The sequence below is a fragment of the Mycobacterium numidiamassiliense genome (assembly GCF_900157365.1).
Lineage (GTDB): Bacteria > Actinomycetota > Actinomycetes > Mycobacteriales > Mycobacteriaceae > Mycobacterium > Mycobacterium numidiamassiliense.
Genome location: NZ_FUEZ01000003.1, coordinates 1590846 through 1604346, shown reverse-complemented (window position 1 = coordinate 1604346; position 13501 = coordinate 1590846). Strand labels below are relative to the sequence as shown.

General features: G+C 68.6%; 11 protein-coding genes. 6 read left to right on the top strand and 5 right to left on the bottom strand.

Translation table 11 applies throughout. The features are described 5' to 3' along the window. Positions 1 to 26 precede the first annotated feature (26 nt). The 3 genes from MNAB215_RS07485 (at position 27) to MNAB215_RS07475 (ending at position 3706) form a co-directional block, all read left to right on the top strand. Positions 27 to 1013, top strand: coding sequence for an amidohydrolase family protein (locus MNAB215_RS07485; protein WP_077078136.1), 987 nt, complete (start codon positions 27 to 29; stop codon positions 1011 to 1013). Positions 1014 to 1212: 199 nt separating this feature from the next. Then, positions 1213 to 2307: an AMP-binding protein gene (locus MNAB215_RS07480; RefSeq protein WP_077078135.1), complete on the top strand. Its 1095-nt coding sequence runs from the start codon at positions 1213 to 1215 to the stop codon at positions 2305 to 2307. 1 nt (position 2308) lies between these two features. Next, positions 2309 to 3706, top strand: a complete 1398-nt coding sequence (locus MNAB215_RS07475) for an aldehyde dehydrogenase family protein (RefSeq protein WP_077078134.1) — start codon at positions 2309 to 2311, stop codon at positions 3704 to 3706. On the opposite strand, the gene rpsR is transcribed toward MNAB215_RS07475, so the two are convergent. Genes rpsR through rpmB form a run of 4 tightly spaced genes read right to left on the bottom strand, consistent with a single transcriptional unit; the run spans position 3703 to position 4667 of the window. Next, positions 3703 to 3960, bottom strand: a complete 258-nt coding sequence (gene rpsR, locus MNAB215_RS07470; protein ID WP_077078133.1) for a 30S ribosomal protein S18 — start codon at positions 3958 to 3960, stop codon at positions 3703 to 3705. The genes MNAB215_RS07475 and rpsR overlap by 4 nt on opposite strands. Beyond that, positions 3961 to 4266: a 30S ribosomal protein S14 gene (gene rpsN / locus MNAB215_RS07465; protein ID WP_077078132.1), complete on the bottom strand. Its 306-nt coding sequence runs from the start codon at positions 4264 to 4266 to the stop codon at positions 3961 to 3963. Next, entirely contained in the window at positions 4267 to 4431 is a 165-nt protein-coding gene (rpmG, locus tag MNAB215_RS07460) for a 50S ribosomal protein L33 (protein WP_077078131.1), read from the bottom strand. Further along, positions 4431 to 4667: a 50S ribosomal protein L28 gene (gene rpmB / locus MNAB215_RS07455; protein ID WP_077078130.1), complete on the bottom strand. Its 237-nt coding sequence runs from the start codon at positions 4665 to 4667 to the stop codon at positions 4431 to 4433. Before rpmB ends, rpmG begins: the two co-directional genes overlap by 1 nt. Positions 4668 to 4782: 115 nt before the next feature. On the opposite strand from rpmB, the gene mrf reads away from it, so the two are divergent. From mrf to MNAB215_RS07440, 3 genes are all read left to right on the top strand, one after another. Continuing rightward, a complete protein-coding gene (mrf, locus tag MNAB215_RS07450; protein ID WP_077078129.1) occupies positions 4783 to 5979 on the top strand; it encodes a ribosome hibernation factor-recruiting GTPase MRF in 1197 nt (398 codons plus the stop codon). 129 nt (positions 5980 to 6108) lie between these two features. Next, on the top strand, positions 6109 to 6999 hold the full coding sequence (locus MNAB215_RS07445; RefSeq protein WP_077078128.1) for an SDR family NAD(P)-dependent oxidoreductase: 891 nt from the start codon (positions 6109 to 6111) through the stop codon (positions 6997 to 6999). Beyond that, on the top strand, positions 6996 to 8558 hold the full coding sequence (locus MNAB215_RS07440) for an AMP-binding protein (RefSeq protein WP_077078127.1): 1563 nt from the start codon (positions 6996 to 6998) through the stop codon (positions 8556 to 8558). Before MNAB215_RS07445 ends, MNAB215_RS07440 begins: the two co-directional genes overlap by 4 nt. An 18-nt stretch (positions 8559 to 8576) precedes the next feature. On the opposite strand, the gene MNAB215_RS07435 is transcribed toward MNAB215_RS07440, so the two are convergent. Then, positions 8577 to 13400 (bottom strand): cation-translocating P-type ATPase, encoded by a 4824-nt coding sequence (locus tag MNAB215_RS07435; protein ID WP_077078126.1) that lies wholly within the window; start codon positions 13398 to 13400, stop codon positions 8577 to 8579. Positions 13401 to 13501 lie beyond the last annotated feature (101 nt).

Sequence of the window (13501 nt, the reverse complement as noted above, 5' to 3'; positions counted from 1 at the left end):
TATCGACGCGAAAGACAGGAAATGCTATGCGGTACATCGCCTTGGAGGAAGCCTTCGTTATCCCCGAACTCGCCGAGCGTCAGCCGATGCCCACCCGCGGTCTGGCGAAGATGCCACTGCGATGGAACGCCGACGCCGCAGAACGGTTCGCGGCACGACTGCCCGACTTCACCGAGTACCGGCTCCCCGAGATGGACGACGCCGGCATCGACATGCAGATTCTGTCGCTGACAGTGCCCGGCCTGCAGGTCGACATCGAGCCCGAATTGGCAACGCGCAACGCCCGTTTCGCGAACGACTTCACGGCGGAGGCAGTGGCCAAGCACCCGGACCGATTCGGCGCCTTCGCCGCTCTGCCGCTGCAGGACCCCGCGGCCGCGGCCGCGGAGCTCGAACGTGCCGTCGCCGAGCTGGGGCTGCGCGGCGCCCTGGTCAACGACTGCATCACGGGTCCCGGCGGGCGCTATCTCGACGCGCCCGAGTACGACGAGGTGTGGTCGGCACTCGAATCGCTGGGTGTCCCAATGTATTTGCACCCAGGCTCACCGCCGGCCGACAACTGGCAGGTGCTGGCCGGTCGTCCGGAGATGTACGGGGCGACGTGGAGTTGGGGCGCCGAGGTCGCTGGCCACGCCCTGCGCCTCATCTTCGGCGGGGTATTCGACCGGCACCCCGGCGCTACCCTGATCCTGGGTCACATGGGTGAGTTCCTGCCGTTCCAGCGCAGCAGGCTCGACTCGCGGTACAAAGCCCAGGACCCCGAAAACCGGCTTCCGCGAATGCCTTCGGACTACCTGGGCACCAACGTCGTGTTCACCAACAGCGGCGTCTTCTCACCGGCAACGGTGCTGGGGGCGGTCCTGGAGGCCGGCGCGGACGCGGTCATGTTCTCCGTCGACTACCCGTATGAATCGTCGCTCGAGGCCGCCGCCGGGCTTGAGCGCACGGTACTGTCCGACGCGGACCGGGAAAAGGTCGCGCACGGCAACGCCGAACGTCTGCTGAAGCTATGACGAACGCGCTGGTCTTGCGCGCAATCCTACGGCGCGAACCGCGAACTCTGCGGGACCACTTCTCCGGAGCTGGCCGCGCGCTGAAAACCAGTTCAGGAATCTAGAATTCGCCGCGTCGTGGGTCAACGTTCAGGGTTTGTATGCCCAGTGGACCGCGAGCCAATTGCCTGGCCGGACCGGCATGCGACAGGATCGTGGCATGGCCGACATCGATTTCTCGCTGCTGGATGTCCCGCGATCGATACCAATCGATGACCCCGAGGCGTATTTGCGCGCCGCGATCGCCTGGCACTTCGGCGAAGAGACGGGCTCCGCGTTTTGGTTGCGCGCCGCCAAGACGCTCGACTTCGATCCGCTGACCGACGTCACGACGTTCACGGACCTGCGGTTGTTTCCCAATCTGCTTACCGAGTTGCGCAATGTGCCGGTCGAGGACCTGATCCCCCGCGGATACGGCTCGCCCCCACCGGTGCCGCAGGTATTCGAATCCAGTGGAACCACCGGCGCACCGAAAAGAACTGCGCAACTTCCGGATTGGGTGGCGCAGGTCACCGAATGGCAAACCGAGGACTTCGCGACCGGGGGCTTCGTGCGGGGCCAGGGCTTCCTGTGCCTGATGCCGAGCGGCCCGCACGGGGTGAGCTACTTCTCGCGGCGGGTCTCCGAGCGGCTGGGCGCGGCGTTTCACGCGATCGACATCGACCCCCGCTGGGTGAAGAAGATCGCCGCGCGCAACGCCGTCGCGGAGGTCGCGGCTTACCTCGACCACGTCCTCGAACAGGCGACACGCGTCCTGCAGACGCAGAACGTCGCGAATCTGCACGCCACCCCGCCGATGCTGGAGGCGATCGCCCGCAACGACGACCTGGTCGACTTGGTCAACGCCAAGATCCGCTACCTGTTGCTCAGCGGCGCGCACGTCGATGCCGACACGCTGGACCTGCTGCGCGACATCTTCCCGAACACGGCGATCACCATGGCCTTCGGCAGCACGATGATCCTGTCCCAGGCGGTCACCCGGGTCGCCGACGACGACGCGTTCGTCTTCGACCCCCGGACCCCCTACGTCGTATTCTGGGTGATCGATCCCGAGACCGGGGAACAGGTGCCCTACGGCGAACTCGGCCAGGTGGTGATGAACCACATCAGCAAGGGCATGTTCCTGCCGAACAACCTGGAGCGCGACGTGGCGATCCGGATACCCGGGCCGCTACCGCACCTGTCCGATTCGGTCAGCGCGGTGCGCCCGGTCGCCACCTTCGAGGGCGAGGCCGTCATCGAAGGCGTGTACTGAGATGGTCGGCGAAAAGCCAAGCGCGACCGCAGAATTAGTGGGCATCGATGCACTAGGGCCCGACGGGCCTTATCGCACCCGCAACCGCGAAGTCATTCGCAGCACGGCCGGTGTCCCCGTCGCCGAGCTGAGTATGGTTCCGTCGCTGTATGTTTCGCGGGCCATCGGCGCACAGCGTAAGGTGCGGCCGTTGCCGATCGCGCAGCGCGAGGCGGCGCTGGCCGCGGCGGCCGATGCGTTCGCGACATCGGTCATCGCGGGCCTGGACTTCGACGGCTATGTCGAACTGGCCAGCCGCATTTCGGGGCTGCCGATCGCGGTGACCCGGGCCGGGGCCCGCGGTGTGGTCGACGCCCTTGCCACGGCGTTCGATGCCGTGCGGCCGGCTCAGCCGGTGGGCGCCGCCCTGGACTGGCGTGAGGAGCGCACACGCGCCGGCGGTGCGGTGTGGACGCGGCGCGGAGAGGTGTTCGCCGTGCATGCCGCGGGAAACGGCCCGGGTGTGCACGGACTGTGGCCCCAGGCGCTCGCGCTGGGCTACCGGGTCGCGGTGCGCCCATCGCGACGCGAACCCCTGACGGGACACCGGCTGGTTACCGCCTTGTGCCAAGCCGGATTTCGCAACGAAGACGCCATCTATCTGCCCACCGACCACGCCGGAGCCGACGAGATCATCCGGCGCGCCGACATCGCCATGGTGTACGGCGGCCAGGATGTGGTCGACAAATACGCCGTCGATCCGTCGGTGGTGGTGAACGGACCGGGGCGCACCAAGATCCTGCTCACCGCCGAGCGGGATTGGCGCGATCACCTCGACCTCATCGTCGACTCGATCGCCAACCTGGGTGGCATGGCCTGCGTCAACACCACCGCGGTGCTCTACGAAGGCGACCCGGCCCCGCTCGCCGAGGCGATCGCCGACCGGTTGGCGACGATCGAGCCGCTGCCGTCCGAGGACGAGCGGGCGATCCTGCCCACCCAGCCCGCCGAAAAGGCCGAGGCGCTGGCCAACTATCTGGCGACCAAGGCCGCGGGCACCACCCCGCTACTGGGCGCCGATCAGGTCGTCGCCGCGCTGGGTGACGGGTATGCCGCACTGCGTCCGGCCGTGCACCTGCTCGCCGAACCCGACCCCGGCAAGCTCAACATCGAACTGCCCTTCCCGTGCGTGTGGGTCTCGCCGTGGTCGCGCGCCGCCGGCCTCGAGCCGCTACGAAAATCATTGGTAATCAACGTGATCAGCGATGACGACGAGCTGATCGACGACCTGTTGGGCGAACCGACGGTGGCCAACATCTACCGCGGGAATCACCCGACATACTTGCACGCACCCCACATCCCGCACGACGGGTTCCTGGCGGACGTCCTGATGCGCAACAAGGGTTTCATTCGGGACTAGCCCGTACTGGCGTACGGCAACAGCGCCATCTCCCGGGCGTTCTTGATCGCGATGGCGACCTGACGTTGCTGCTGAACCGTCAGACCGGTGACGCGGCGCGATCGGATCTTGCCGCGCTCGGAGATGAACACCCGCAACGTGCCGGTGTCTTTGTAGTCGACGGCGTCGAGGCCGAGACTCTTCAAGAGGTTCTTCTTCTTTTTCTCCAACGGCTGCGCGGCCCGACGCACGGGACGTTTTGATTTGCCGGCCATCTACCAGCTCGCCTTACGTACACCGGGGAGCTGGCCCTGGTGGGCCAGTTCACGCATTCGCACTCGGGACAACCCGAACTTGCGCAGGTGACCGCGGGGTCGGCCGTCGACCGCGTCCCGATTGCGCAGCCGCGTCGGACTGGCGTCGCGCGGCTGGCGGGCCAGTTCCTGCTGGGCGGCCAGGCGTTGTTCGGCGGTGCTGCGCGGTGACCGGATGATCTCTTTGAGTTCGGCGCGCCGCTGCGCATAACGCGCCACGATCACGCGGCGCTGGTCGTTCTTGACGATCTTGGATCTCTTGGCCATTCAGCGTTCTTCCCGGAACTCGACGTGGCGGCGGACCACGGGGTCGTATTTCTTCAACGTGAGCCGGTCGGGGTCATTCCGCCGGTTCTTGCGGGTGATGTAGGTATAGCCGGTGCCCGCGGTGGAGCGCAGCTTGACGATCGGACGAATATCGTTGCGCGTCATCAGATCCGCCGACCCGACTTGCGCAGCCGAGCGACGACGGCCTCGATGCCGTCGCGATCGACGACCTTCATGCCCTTGGTGCTTACCCGCAGGGTGATGCGGCGGCCCTCCGACGGCAGGTAATACGTCTTGGACTGAATATTGGGTGACCACCTGCGCTTGGTTCGGCGGTGCGAATGTGACACCGCGTTACCGAAACCCACTGTGCGGCCGGTGACTTGGCAACGCGCGGACATGGCTCTCTCCCCTCCCCGGGTTCGGTGTTATTGAAAATCGTTTTCGACAACGTCTGTGTCGCACTGTACCGTCACTGAGGGGTTATTGAAAATCGTTTTCAACAAGGAGTGTGGGATGCGGACTCCCGTGGTGCTGGTAGCGGGCGACGGCGACAGCGATGGGGTGACGGGCGCTTTGTTGCGCTGCCCGGGCACCGTCGTCGTCGAGCACCGGTTCGACGGACACGTCGTCCGGCGCACCACCACCACATTGCGCGACGGCGAATTGACCACCGCCGAGGACGCCCTGGAATTGGCGCACGGATGCGTGGCCTGCACCGTTCGCTACGACCTGCTGGTGCTGCTGCGCAAGATGCATCGCTGGGACGGCGTCGAGCGGATCGTCGTGCACCTGGCCCCGTTGCTCGAACCCGAGCCCATCTGCGTGGCAATCAACTACGTCGACGTCCGTGTCGGTCCCGGCTACCCGGATGGCCCCGCCGCGTTGGACGTGGCGATCGCAGGCGTGGTGGCCTGCGTCGACTCGCGTACCTGGCTCACCCGCGCACTCGGCGACGCTGACCTGGCGGACGGACGCACGGTCGCCCAGGTCGTCGTTGCGCAAGCCGAATTCGCCGACGTCGTCGTGCTGACCCACGCGGAACCGGTGACGCTGGCCGTCTTGCGCCGGCTTGCGCCGCGGGCTCGCCTCACGGTGGGGATCGATCGCGTCGAGCTGGCCCTGGCGCACCTGGAGGACGACTCGCGCCGGGGCCGCAGCGACCATCCGCACGGCTGGCTGCTGGCCGGGCTGCCGCCGTTGGGCGCCGACGGTGGGGTGCGCATCGTCGAGTTCAACGCCCGCCGCCCGTTTCACCCCGGGCGGTTGCATGCCGCGGTGGATCTGTTGCTGTCCGGGGTGGTCCGCGCGCGTGGCCGGCTGTGGCTGGCCAATCGAACCGATCAGGTCATGTGGCTGGAATCAGCGGGCGGGGGGATGCGGGTTGCCTGCGCGGGAAAGTGGTTGGCGGCCATGACCGCCGCGGAGGCGGCCGCTACCGACCAGGAACGGCGCCTCTTCGCCGAGCTGCAGTGGGAGTACCGGTTCGGTGATCGGCACACTGCCATCACGGTGTTGGTGTGCGGTGCCGAGCCCGCCGACATCGTCGCTGCCCTCAATGGCGCGCTGCTCACCGATCAAGAGCTCGCCGCGCCGGACCAATGGCGGCATTACCGGGACCCCTTCGGTGACTGGCATCAGGATCCTTGCGATGAGACACCCGATTCGGCCGAGGGAGTGTCGCCGGAGCGCGACGGTCGATCCGAACCGTGAGCTGAGGCCGGGGCCCGGGGCTCGGGCTGTGAAGGTGGTCTGGTAGCTGTAGGTTACGAGTCAAGAAGCGTTCAAACAGCAGCGCGGACCTGGCTTTTGGCATACCCGTTCGGTGATTGCGGTGTCAGAGTGAACCTGATTGCACTGGCCCTCAAAACGGCCACTGATCGCCTGGCCAACCCGGCCAGGGCATCAGACCCCGACAAGCTGCGCTGCGTGGTATCCGGCAAGACCGTCCTGGTGACCGGGGCGTCCTACGGGATCGGCGAGGCGACGGCCCGGCGACTGGCCGCCGCAGGGGCGACGGTGCTTCTCGTCGCGCGATCGGCGGAGCGGCTCGACGACCTTGCGGCATCGATCAACGCCGGCGGCGGGCAGGCGTTCGCCTATCCGACCGACCTCGCCGACGAGGACGCCGTGCACGTGTTGACGAAGCAGATCACCGAGAACCACGGCCCGCTCGACATCGTGGTCAGCAACGCCGGGAAGTCATTGCGCCGGTCGCTGCATCAGCAGTACGACCGTCCGCACGACTTTCAGCGCACCATCGACATCAACTACCTCGGCCCCATCTGGCTGCTGCTCGGATTGCTGCCGGCTATGCGCGAGAACGGTGGCGGGCACGTCGTGAACGTCTCCAGCGTCGGTGTGCGGGTGGTACCCGGCCCGCAGTGGGGCGCCTACCAGGCGTCCAAGGGCGCATTCGACCGCTGGCTGCGCAGCGTGGCACCCGAACTGCATGCCGACGGCCTGGACGTCACGTCGGTGTACTTCGGGCTGGTGCGCACCCGGATGATCGAGCCCACGCCGCTCCTGGGCAGACTTCCTGGCTTGTCCGCCGACGAGGCGGCCGAAGCGATCGCCAAGGCTGTCATCGAGCGGCCGCGCACCATCGAACCGCGCTGGGTGTTCCCGGCCGAAATCGCGTCGGTTCTGCTCGCGGGCCCAGCCGATCGCGCGGCCCGTCTGTGGCATCGCCGCTTCTTCGCCGATTCGACCGGGCGCGAGGACCTTCGATGACCGACGGAGTGGCCGCGACGACGGCTCGGGCGCTGGCGTCGTCCGGGCTACTGACTCTGCCCGACCCGCTCGCGGCGCTGCGGTTGGTCCGCGAGGTGTATCGGGGCGGTACCAATCTCTACACGCTGCTGGGCATCGCGGCGGCACGATGGCCGCGGCGCACGGCGATCATCGACGACGACGGCGCCATCACCTACCGACAGCTGCAGGCCAAGACCGAATCGCTGGCCCGTGAGCTTTCGCAGTCGGGCGCCGGCCCGGGTGAGGCGGTCGGGATCATGTGCCGCAACGGTCGCGACTTCGCCGCGTCCGTGTTCGCCGCCGCGTTGGTGGGTGCCGACGTCGTGCTGGTGAGCACGGAGTTCCGCGCGGATGCGCTCGCCGGCGCATTGAGCACACACCAGATCGCAACGATGTTCTGCGACAACGAATTTGCTGAACAGGTCCGCGAGGCCAGCGGTTCCGCCATGGTCATCGATCCGGCCGCCGTGCCGCCCGAGCCCGGCAAGCGGCGTCCCAGGGTCGTGGCTTCCGGGCGCCTCATTCTGCTGACGTCGGGCACCACCGGCGTACCCAAAGGTGTGCCGCGCTCGCCCCGGATGAGTTCGGGCCTGGGTGTTGGCATGACGATTCTGCAGCGCACCGGTCTTCGCGTCGGATCACGAATTGCCGTGGCGGTACCGATGTTTCACGGACTCGGGCTGGGCATGCTGATGCTCACCGTGAGCCTGGGCGGCACGGTGCTGACCCGCGGGCGATTTGACGCCGAGGCCGTGCTTGCGCAGGCGTCGCTGCAGCGCGCCGACGCGATGAGCGTGGTGCCGATCATGCTGGCGCGCATCCTGGACCTCCCGCAGCGCGTGCGGGCGCGAAATCCGTTGCCATCCCTGCGGGCAGTGCTATCCAGCGGCGATCGGCTCGATCCCGGCCTGGCTCGCCGGTTCATGGATGACTACGGCGAAATCCTCTACAACGGTTACGGTTCCACCGAGGTCGGCATCGGCGCCCTGGCGACACCGCGGGAGCTGCGCAACGCGCCGGAGACGGTGGGGCATCCGGTCGCGGGGTGCCCGGTGCGCATCTTCGACCGCAACGGCCGAGCGGTCGGGCCACGGGTCACCGGTCGCATCTTCATCGGCGGCGAGCTGAGGACCGACGGCTACATCGGTGGTGGCGCCAAGGCGGTCATCGACAGCTTCACCAGCACCGGCGATATGGGTTACCTCGACAACTCGGGCCGGCTCTACATCGTCGGCCGCGAGGACGACATGATCGTCTCGGGTGGCGAGAACGTCTACCCGCGGGCGCTGGAGAACGCGCTGTCCGCATACCCCGACGTCGCGGAGAATGCGGTCGTCGGAGTGGCCGACGACCAGTTCGGACGCCGGCTGGCCGCGTTCATCGTGCCGCGGCCCGACATCGACGTCGATGTTGCGGCGCTGCGAGAGTACTTGAAGGGCAAGGTCTCTCGCTTCGAGCAGCCCAGAGACATCCACATCGTTGACACCATCCCGCGCAATCCCGCCGGCAAGGTCATCCGCAAGCAGCTCGCGACCTGATCGCCTTGTCGCGTAACCCTACTGCGGGTCCGGGTGGATGACGCCGATCGTCTTGTTGAGCCAGTTCGGTGCCAGCGCCGAGATCGCGGTGGCACCCGCCGTCGCGCCCAGCACGCCCGACCAGGCGACGGGCCCCAGCGGGGTGCAGCCGAAGAACTGACTGACGACCGGGGTTTGGACGATGCCGACCAGGACGCCCGCGCTGCCCAGGGCGGTCGCCACGACGAGCGGGCTGTGCCGGCGGGTCAGCAGCGTCTGGGCCAGCTGGGTCGTCACCAATGCGGTCAAACCCATTGTCGCCGTGCGGCGTTCGGTGCCCGGCGTGTAGCGTCCGATCGCCCAGGCCGTCGTTGCTCCCGCGGCGGTGACGGCGCCGCGGGTGACGATCTGGCGCATCAGCGGCGCGTCCAGCGAAGGCGTGGGCCCGGTCAGCACCTCGCGACGGTGGTAGGCGCGTAGCTCTTCGGCCTCCTCCTCGCTCACGTACTCGGCGACGTCGGGTTCGACGTACTGCGACGTGACGGCCACCGCAAGCGCGGGGAACATGTCGGTGAGCAGGTTGACCAGCAGCAGCTGACGGGTGCCGACCGGCGCGCGGCCCTGGCCGAACGCGGTGCCGATGATGGTGAACAGCACCTCCCCGACGTTGCCGCCGACCAGGATCGTGACCGCGTCGCGAACGCCGGCCCACATGCTGCGGCCTTCGACCAGTGCGTCCAGCAGCACGCCCAGGTCCTCGTCGGTCAGCACGATGTCGGCGGCGCCGCGGGCGGCCGACGAACCGCGGCCGCTGACCCCGATACCCACGTCGGCCATTCGGATGGCGGCGGCGTCGTTGGCGCCGTCGCCGACCATTGCGGTCACTCGCCCGTTGCGCTGCAGGGCGGCCACGATCTGCACCTTTTGTTCCGGGCTGACCCGGGCGAACACCTGCACGCCGCGGGTGAGTTTGGCGCACTCGTCCTCGTCCAGTCCGGTGAGCTCGGCACCCGTGACGACCCGGACATCCTTCGGCATGCCCAGCTGGCGGGCGATCGCGCGGGCGGTGACGGGGTGATCGCCGGTGATCAGCACGACGTCGCGGCCGGCGTCCTCCAGTGCCTCGATCAGCGGGCGCGACGAGGCGCGCGCCGTGTCGGCCAGCCCGACGTAGCCGAGCAGTTCGAGGTCATGGGCGGCCGCATCGACAGCGTCGACGTCGGTTTCCTCGTCGTCGGCTGTGCCGTTGGGCCAGTCGCGCTGCGCCACCGCCAGCACGCGCAGGCCTTGATCGGCGAGGTTGTGCACCACCGCCTCCGCGTGTTCGAGGTCGGCCTCGGGATTGGCGAAGCGGCAGCGATGCAACACCACCTCAGGGGCGCCCTTGAGGACCAGAACCGGCGAACCGGAGTCGGTGCTCAGGGTGCCGATCGCGGCGGCGTAGCCGCGACTGGACTCGAACGGTACCTCGGCGAGCACCGTCCATCCCGAATCGCTTTGGGTGATAAGCGAACTGGCCGCGGTGATGATGGCTTCGTCGGTGGCGTGCGCATGGCCGCGTCCCTCTTGCGGCTGGGTGGATGCCCAGCCCGCAGCCCTGAGCACCGCGGCCGACGCCGGATCGGAGCGGTCCGGGAACGGCTCGTCCGGAATCGCGGTGTGCGGTATGGCGCAGACGACGCGCAGCTTGTTCTCGGTGAGGGTGCCGGTCTTGTCGAAACATACGGTGTCGACCCGACCGAGGGCTTCGATGGTGCGCGGCGAACGGACCAGCACGCCGCGCGCGGTGAGGCGCTGGGCGGCGGCCAGCTGAGAAAGGGTCGCCACCAACGGCAGCCCCTCGGGGACGGCCGCCACGGCGATCGCGACACCGTCGGCGACCGCCTGGCGCAGTGTCGCGCGCCGCAGCAATGCCAAAGCGGTCACCGCGGCGCCGCCGGACAGCGTCAGCGGAAGGACCTTGCTGGTGAGCTCCTTGAGCCGGGCCTGGACTCCCGCCGCCGTTTCGACGTCGGCGACCGCCGAGATCGCCCGGTGTGCCGCGGTGTTGACCCCGGTGGCCACCACGATCGCGCGTGCGTGGCCCGCAACGATTGTGCTGCCCTCGAACAGCATGCTGGCCCGCTCTGGGTCGTTGACTGCGACCGGGTCGACCTGCTTGTCCACCGGCAGCGACTCCCCGGTGAGCAGCGATTCGTCGACCTCGAGGTCTTCGGCCACCAATAGGCGCGCATCCGCGGGAACCACTTCCGGGGCGACCAGGTCGATGACGTCGCCGGGCCGCAGCGCCTTGGCGGAGACCGTGACCGTGCGGGTGGCGTTCCGCGCTGCTTCCAGCCGCCGTCGTGTGGTCGCTACCGCCGGGACCACCACACGGCGCACCAGCTGATCCTGCTCGGCGAACAGCTCGGCGGCGGCCGCCTCGGCCCGCAACCGTTGTGTCCCACCGGTTATCGCGTTGACGGTCATCACGCCGCCGACCAGCAGCGCGTCGATGTTGCTGCCGACGATCGCCGACGCGGCGGCCCCCACAGCCAGGATCGGCGTCAGCGGATCGGCGAGTTCGACCCTGGTGGCCGCGGCCAGCTTCGCCAGTGTGGTCGCCGGACCGCGCAGCTGAGCAAACGCGGGGCTGTAGGACAGGTCGTCGAGCCGGCGCCGCCAGGACGATTCGGTCTCGACGGCCAACGGGCGCGCTCCGCCGGCCAGTCGGGAATACACGATCTCCGGGTCAAGCGCATGCCACGCGGTGAGTGGCTGCGGGGTGGGGTCTGGCAGCCGAAGTACCCTGCTGGCCGACAGCGTGCCGGCGGCGAGTGCGGTGGCGGCGGCCGCGTTGACCGGTTTGAGCCAGCGACGGAAGCTGACCGAGCCGCTGCCCTGGCGGTCCTGCTCACCGGTGACCAGCAGCAGGCCGGCAAGCGTTGTGCCGCCTTGGGAAAGGTGCACAGCCGATTCGCTGGCCGAGCGCGCCACGGGAATCGCCGACAAGATCCGCACCGCGTCGGCCAGGTCGGTGCCGGTGATGATGTCTGCTGTCCACGCGGTCGCGGCGCGTGGATCATCAAGGGCCACACCGACATCGGCGATGGCCAAAGCGGCCAGGGTGTCGGTCGAGGCGAAGTCGCGGTGCAAAGCGGTGATCAGCAGCACCGGCCCGCGATCGATCCGCAGCTCACGCACGAGGTTCAGCAGCGGTGTGCCGGGCGGATGTGTCGCGCCGACGCTGGCGGTCAGATCCTCGGTGCCGGCCACGTGGCGCAGCACCACTCGGGCGCCGGTCCGGTTCGCGGTCTGCATCAGCGGAATCGCGTAGGGATCGACTTCCCAGCCCACCTCGACCCGGCCCACGCATTCGCCGTCCACCATCAGGTCGGCGCTTTCCAAGCCCTGCGCGGGGGTCTCCGACGGGCCTTGCAGTGGAACCCATTTCAGCCGCGCGCCGGTGGCGGGCAACTCATCTGGGTCGGGCTCGGGCGCCTCTTCGCCGTGCAGGAGCGCGTCGGCGACCTCGTAGACGCGGTCGTCGTCCCAGCCGGGGGCATCGCCGAACGATTGCAGCACGGCGCGATGATCGCCGCGCAGCGCGGCGCCGTCGATGACGACGACCTTCACCCGATCCAGGCGGCGCAATGCGCCCGGGTCGAGGACCAGCTGCCCGGAGTTGGCGAGGCCGCGGCCCAGTATCGCCGCGAACGCCTGCCGGCCCATGTGGGCCGCGCGTGGCACTCCGGCTTCGATCGCGGCGGCAGCGTCTTCGACACCGCCGCCGGCGACCAGCGCACTGACCGCGGCGATCAGCGAGCCGTTCGCCGCCGAGTTGACGTAGTTCTCCACCGGCCCGGCCATCGAGCCCTTCTCGGTGTCCATCGCCGCGTCGATGGCTCCGCCGACCACGACGTGCGAGGCCTCGCCGGCCGCGGCCGGCGCCCAGTTGTGCCTGGGTACCTCCGCCTTGGCCGACGAGATGACCGGGACCACCGGTGCCTGCGGCCGGTCGGGCGAGGCCAGGTGTGGCTCGCGGTCGCGCCAGACGCGCCGATGTGCGGCCGCCTCGGAGATCTGCAGGGTGCGTTGCGTCAGATCGAGAATCGGCGTGCCCCACGCCTGGGTCAGCCCGTTCGCCGCCGCCGTCGTCGCGGCCAGCGTGATATCGGTGCCCACGCGACCCAGCCGCGACTCGAGGATCGATACCATGCGCGGTTGATGATTGATCAGGGCGGCCGCGGCCCGGGTGGTTTGCGGGGCCGCGGGCAGCCGGGCCACCCATCCGGTGAACGCGGCACTCAGCGCTACGAAGTCCATGGCCGCCGCGGTCAGGGGCACCAAAATCGCCAGCGGATTACCGGGATCGGCGAACGGCGCCGAGAGCACCGACTCCGGCCGCGTCGAAACCAGGTCGCCGGCCAGGGCGGCAACCGTCGATCGCACCTCGTCCAGCACGGCCGTCTGGTCGGTGTCCTCGTCCAGTTCAATCACCAAACGACCCAGCGAGCCCTCGACGTGGGCCTTGGCGACTCCAGGGATCCGGCGAACCGGCTCCTCGACGACAGCGGAGTATTCGTGCCAGCGGGGGAACGGCAGCAGCGGGTCCAGGTCCAGGTGCACGCGCTGGCCGCTCTGCCAGCGCACCGGCGGAAGGATGACGTCGGGGGTTCCGTCCGGGGAGCTGTTCATCCCCAGCGCTCGGCCGGCCGAGTTGGCGACGGACTGCACCACCGGGCCGGCCAACTCGCCGACAGGTCCGGCCAACAGCTGGACGGCGCCCGCGGCACCCGCCGCGGTCGACACGCCTGCTCGCACAATTTGGGCCGCTCCGCCGGTGACACCAGCGACGACGCTGGATACACCCGGAATCTTCATTCAGTCACCCTTCAAAGTTCACTTCGCCGCGCCTAATGATCCTGGCGTCTCTCGAACCTGTCCACAGGTGGCCTAGGTAGGCCCTGCGCTGACATCGGTGG

What these genes read in the sequence shown, in the direction of transcription:
- MNAB215_RS07485 (WP_077078136.1), top strand. Translation starts at nt 27, where the DNA reads ATGCGGTACATCGCCTTGGAGGAAGCCTTCGTTATCCCCGAACTCGCC.
- MNAB215_RS07480 (WP_077078135.1), top strand. Translation starts at nt 1,213, where the DNA reads ATGGCCGACATCGATTTCTCGCTGCTGGATGTCCCGCGATCGATACCA.
- MNAB215_RS07475 (WP_077078134.1), top strand. Translation starts at nt 2,309, where the DNA reads ATGGTCGGCGAAAAGCCAAGCGCGACCGCAGAATTAGTGGGCATCGAT.
- rpsR (WP_077078133.1), bottom strand. Translation starts at nt 3,960, where the DNA reads ATGGCCGGCAAATCAAAACGTCCCGTGCGTCGGGCCGCGCAGCCGTTG.
- rpsN (WP_077078132.1), bottom strand. Translation starts at nt 4,266, where the DNA reads ATGGCCAAGAGATCCAAGATCGTCAAGAACGACCAGCGCCGCGTGATC.
- rpmG (WP_077078131.1), bottom strand. Translation starts at nt 4,431, where the DNA reads ATGACGCGCAACGATATTCGTCCGATCGTCAAGCTGCGCTCCACCGCG.
- rpmB (WP_077078130.1), bottom strand. Translation starts at nt 4,667, where the DNA reads ATGTCCGCGCGTTGCCAAGTCACCGGCCGCACAGTGGGTTTCGGTAAC.
- mrf (WP_077078129.1), top strand. Translation starts at nt 4,783, where the DNA reads ATGCGGACTCCCGTGGTGCTGGTAGCGGGCGACGGCGACAGCGATGGG.
- MNAB215_RS07440 (WP_077078127.1), top strand. Translation starts at nt 6,996, where the DNA reads ATGACCGACGGAGTGGCCGCGACGACGGCTCGGGCGCTGGCGTCGTCC.
- MNAB215_RS07435 (WP_077078126.1), bottom strand. Translation starts at nt 13,400, where the DNA reads ATGAAGATTCCGGGTGTATCCAGCGTCGTCGCTGGTGTCACCGGCGGA.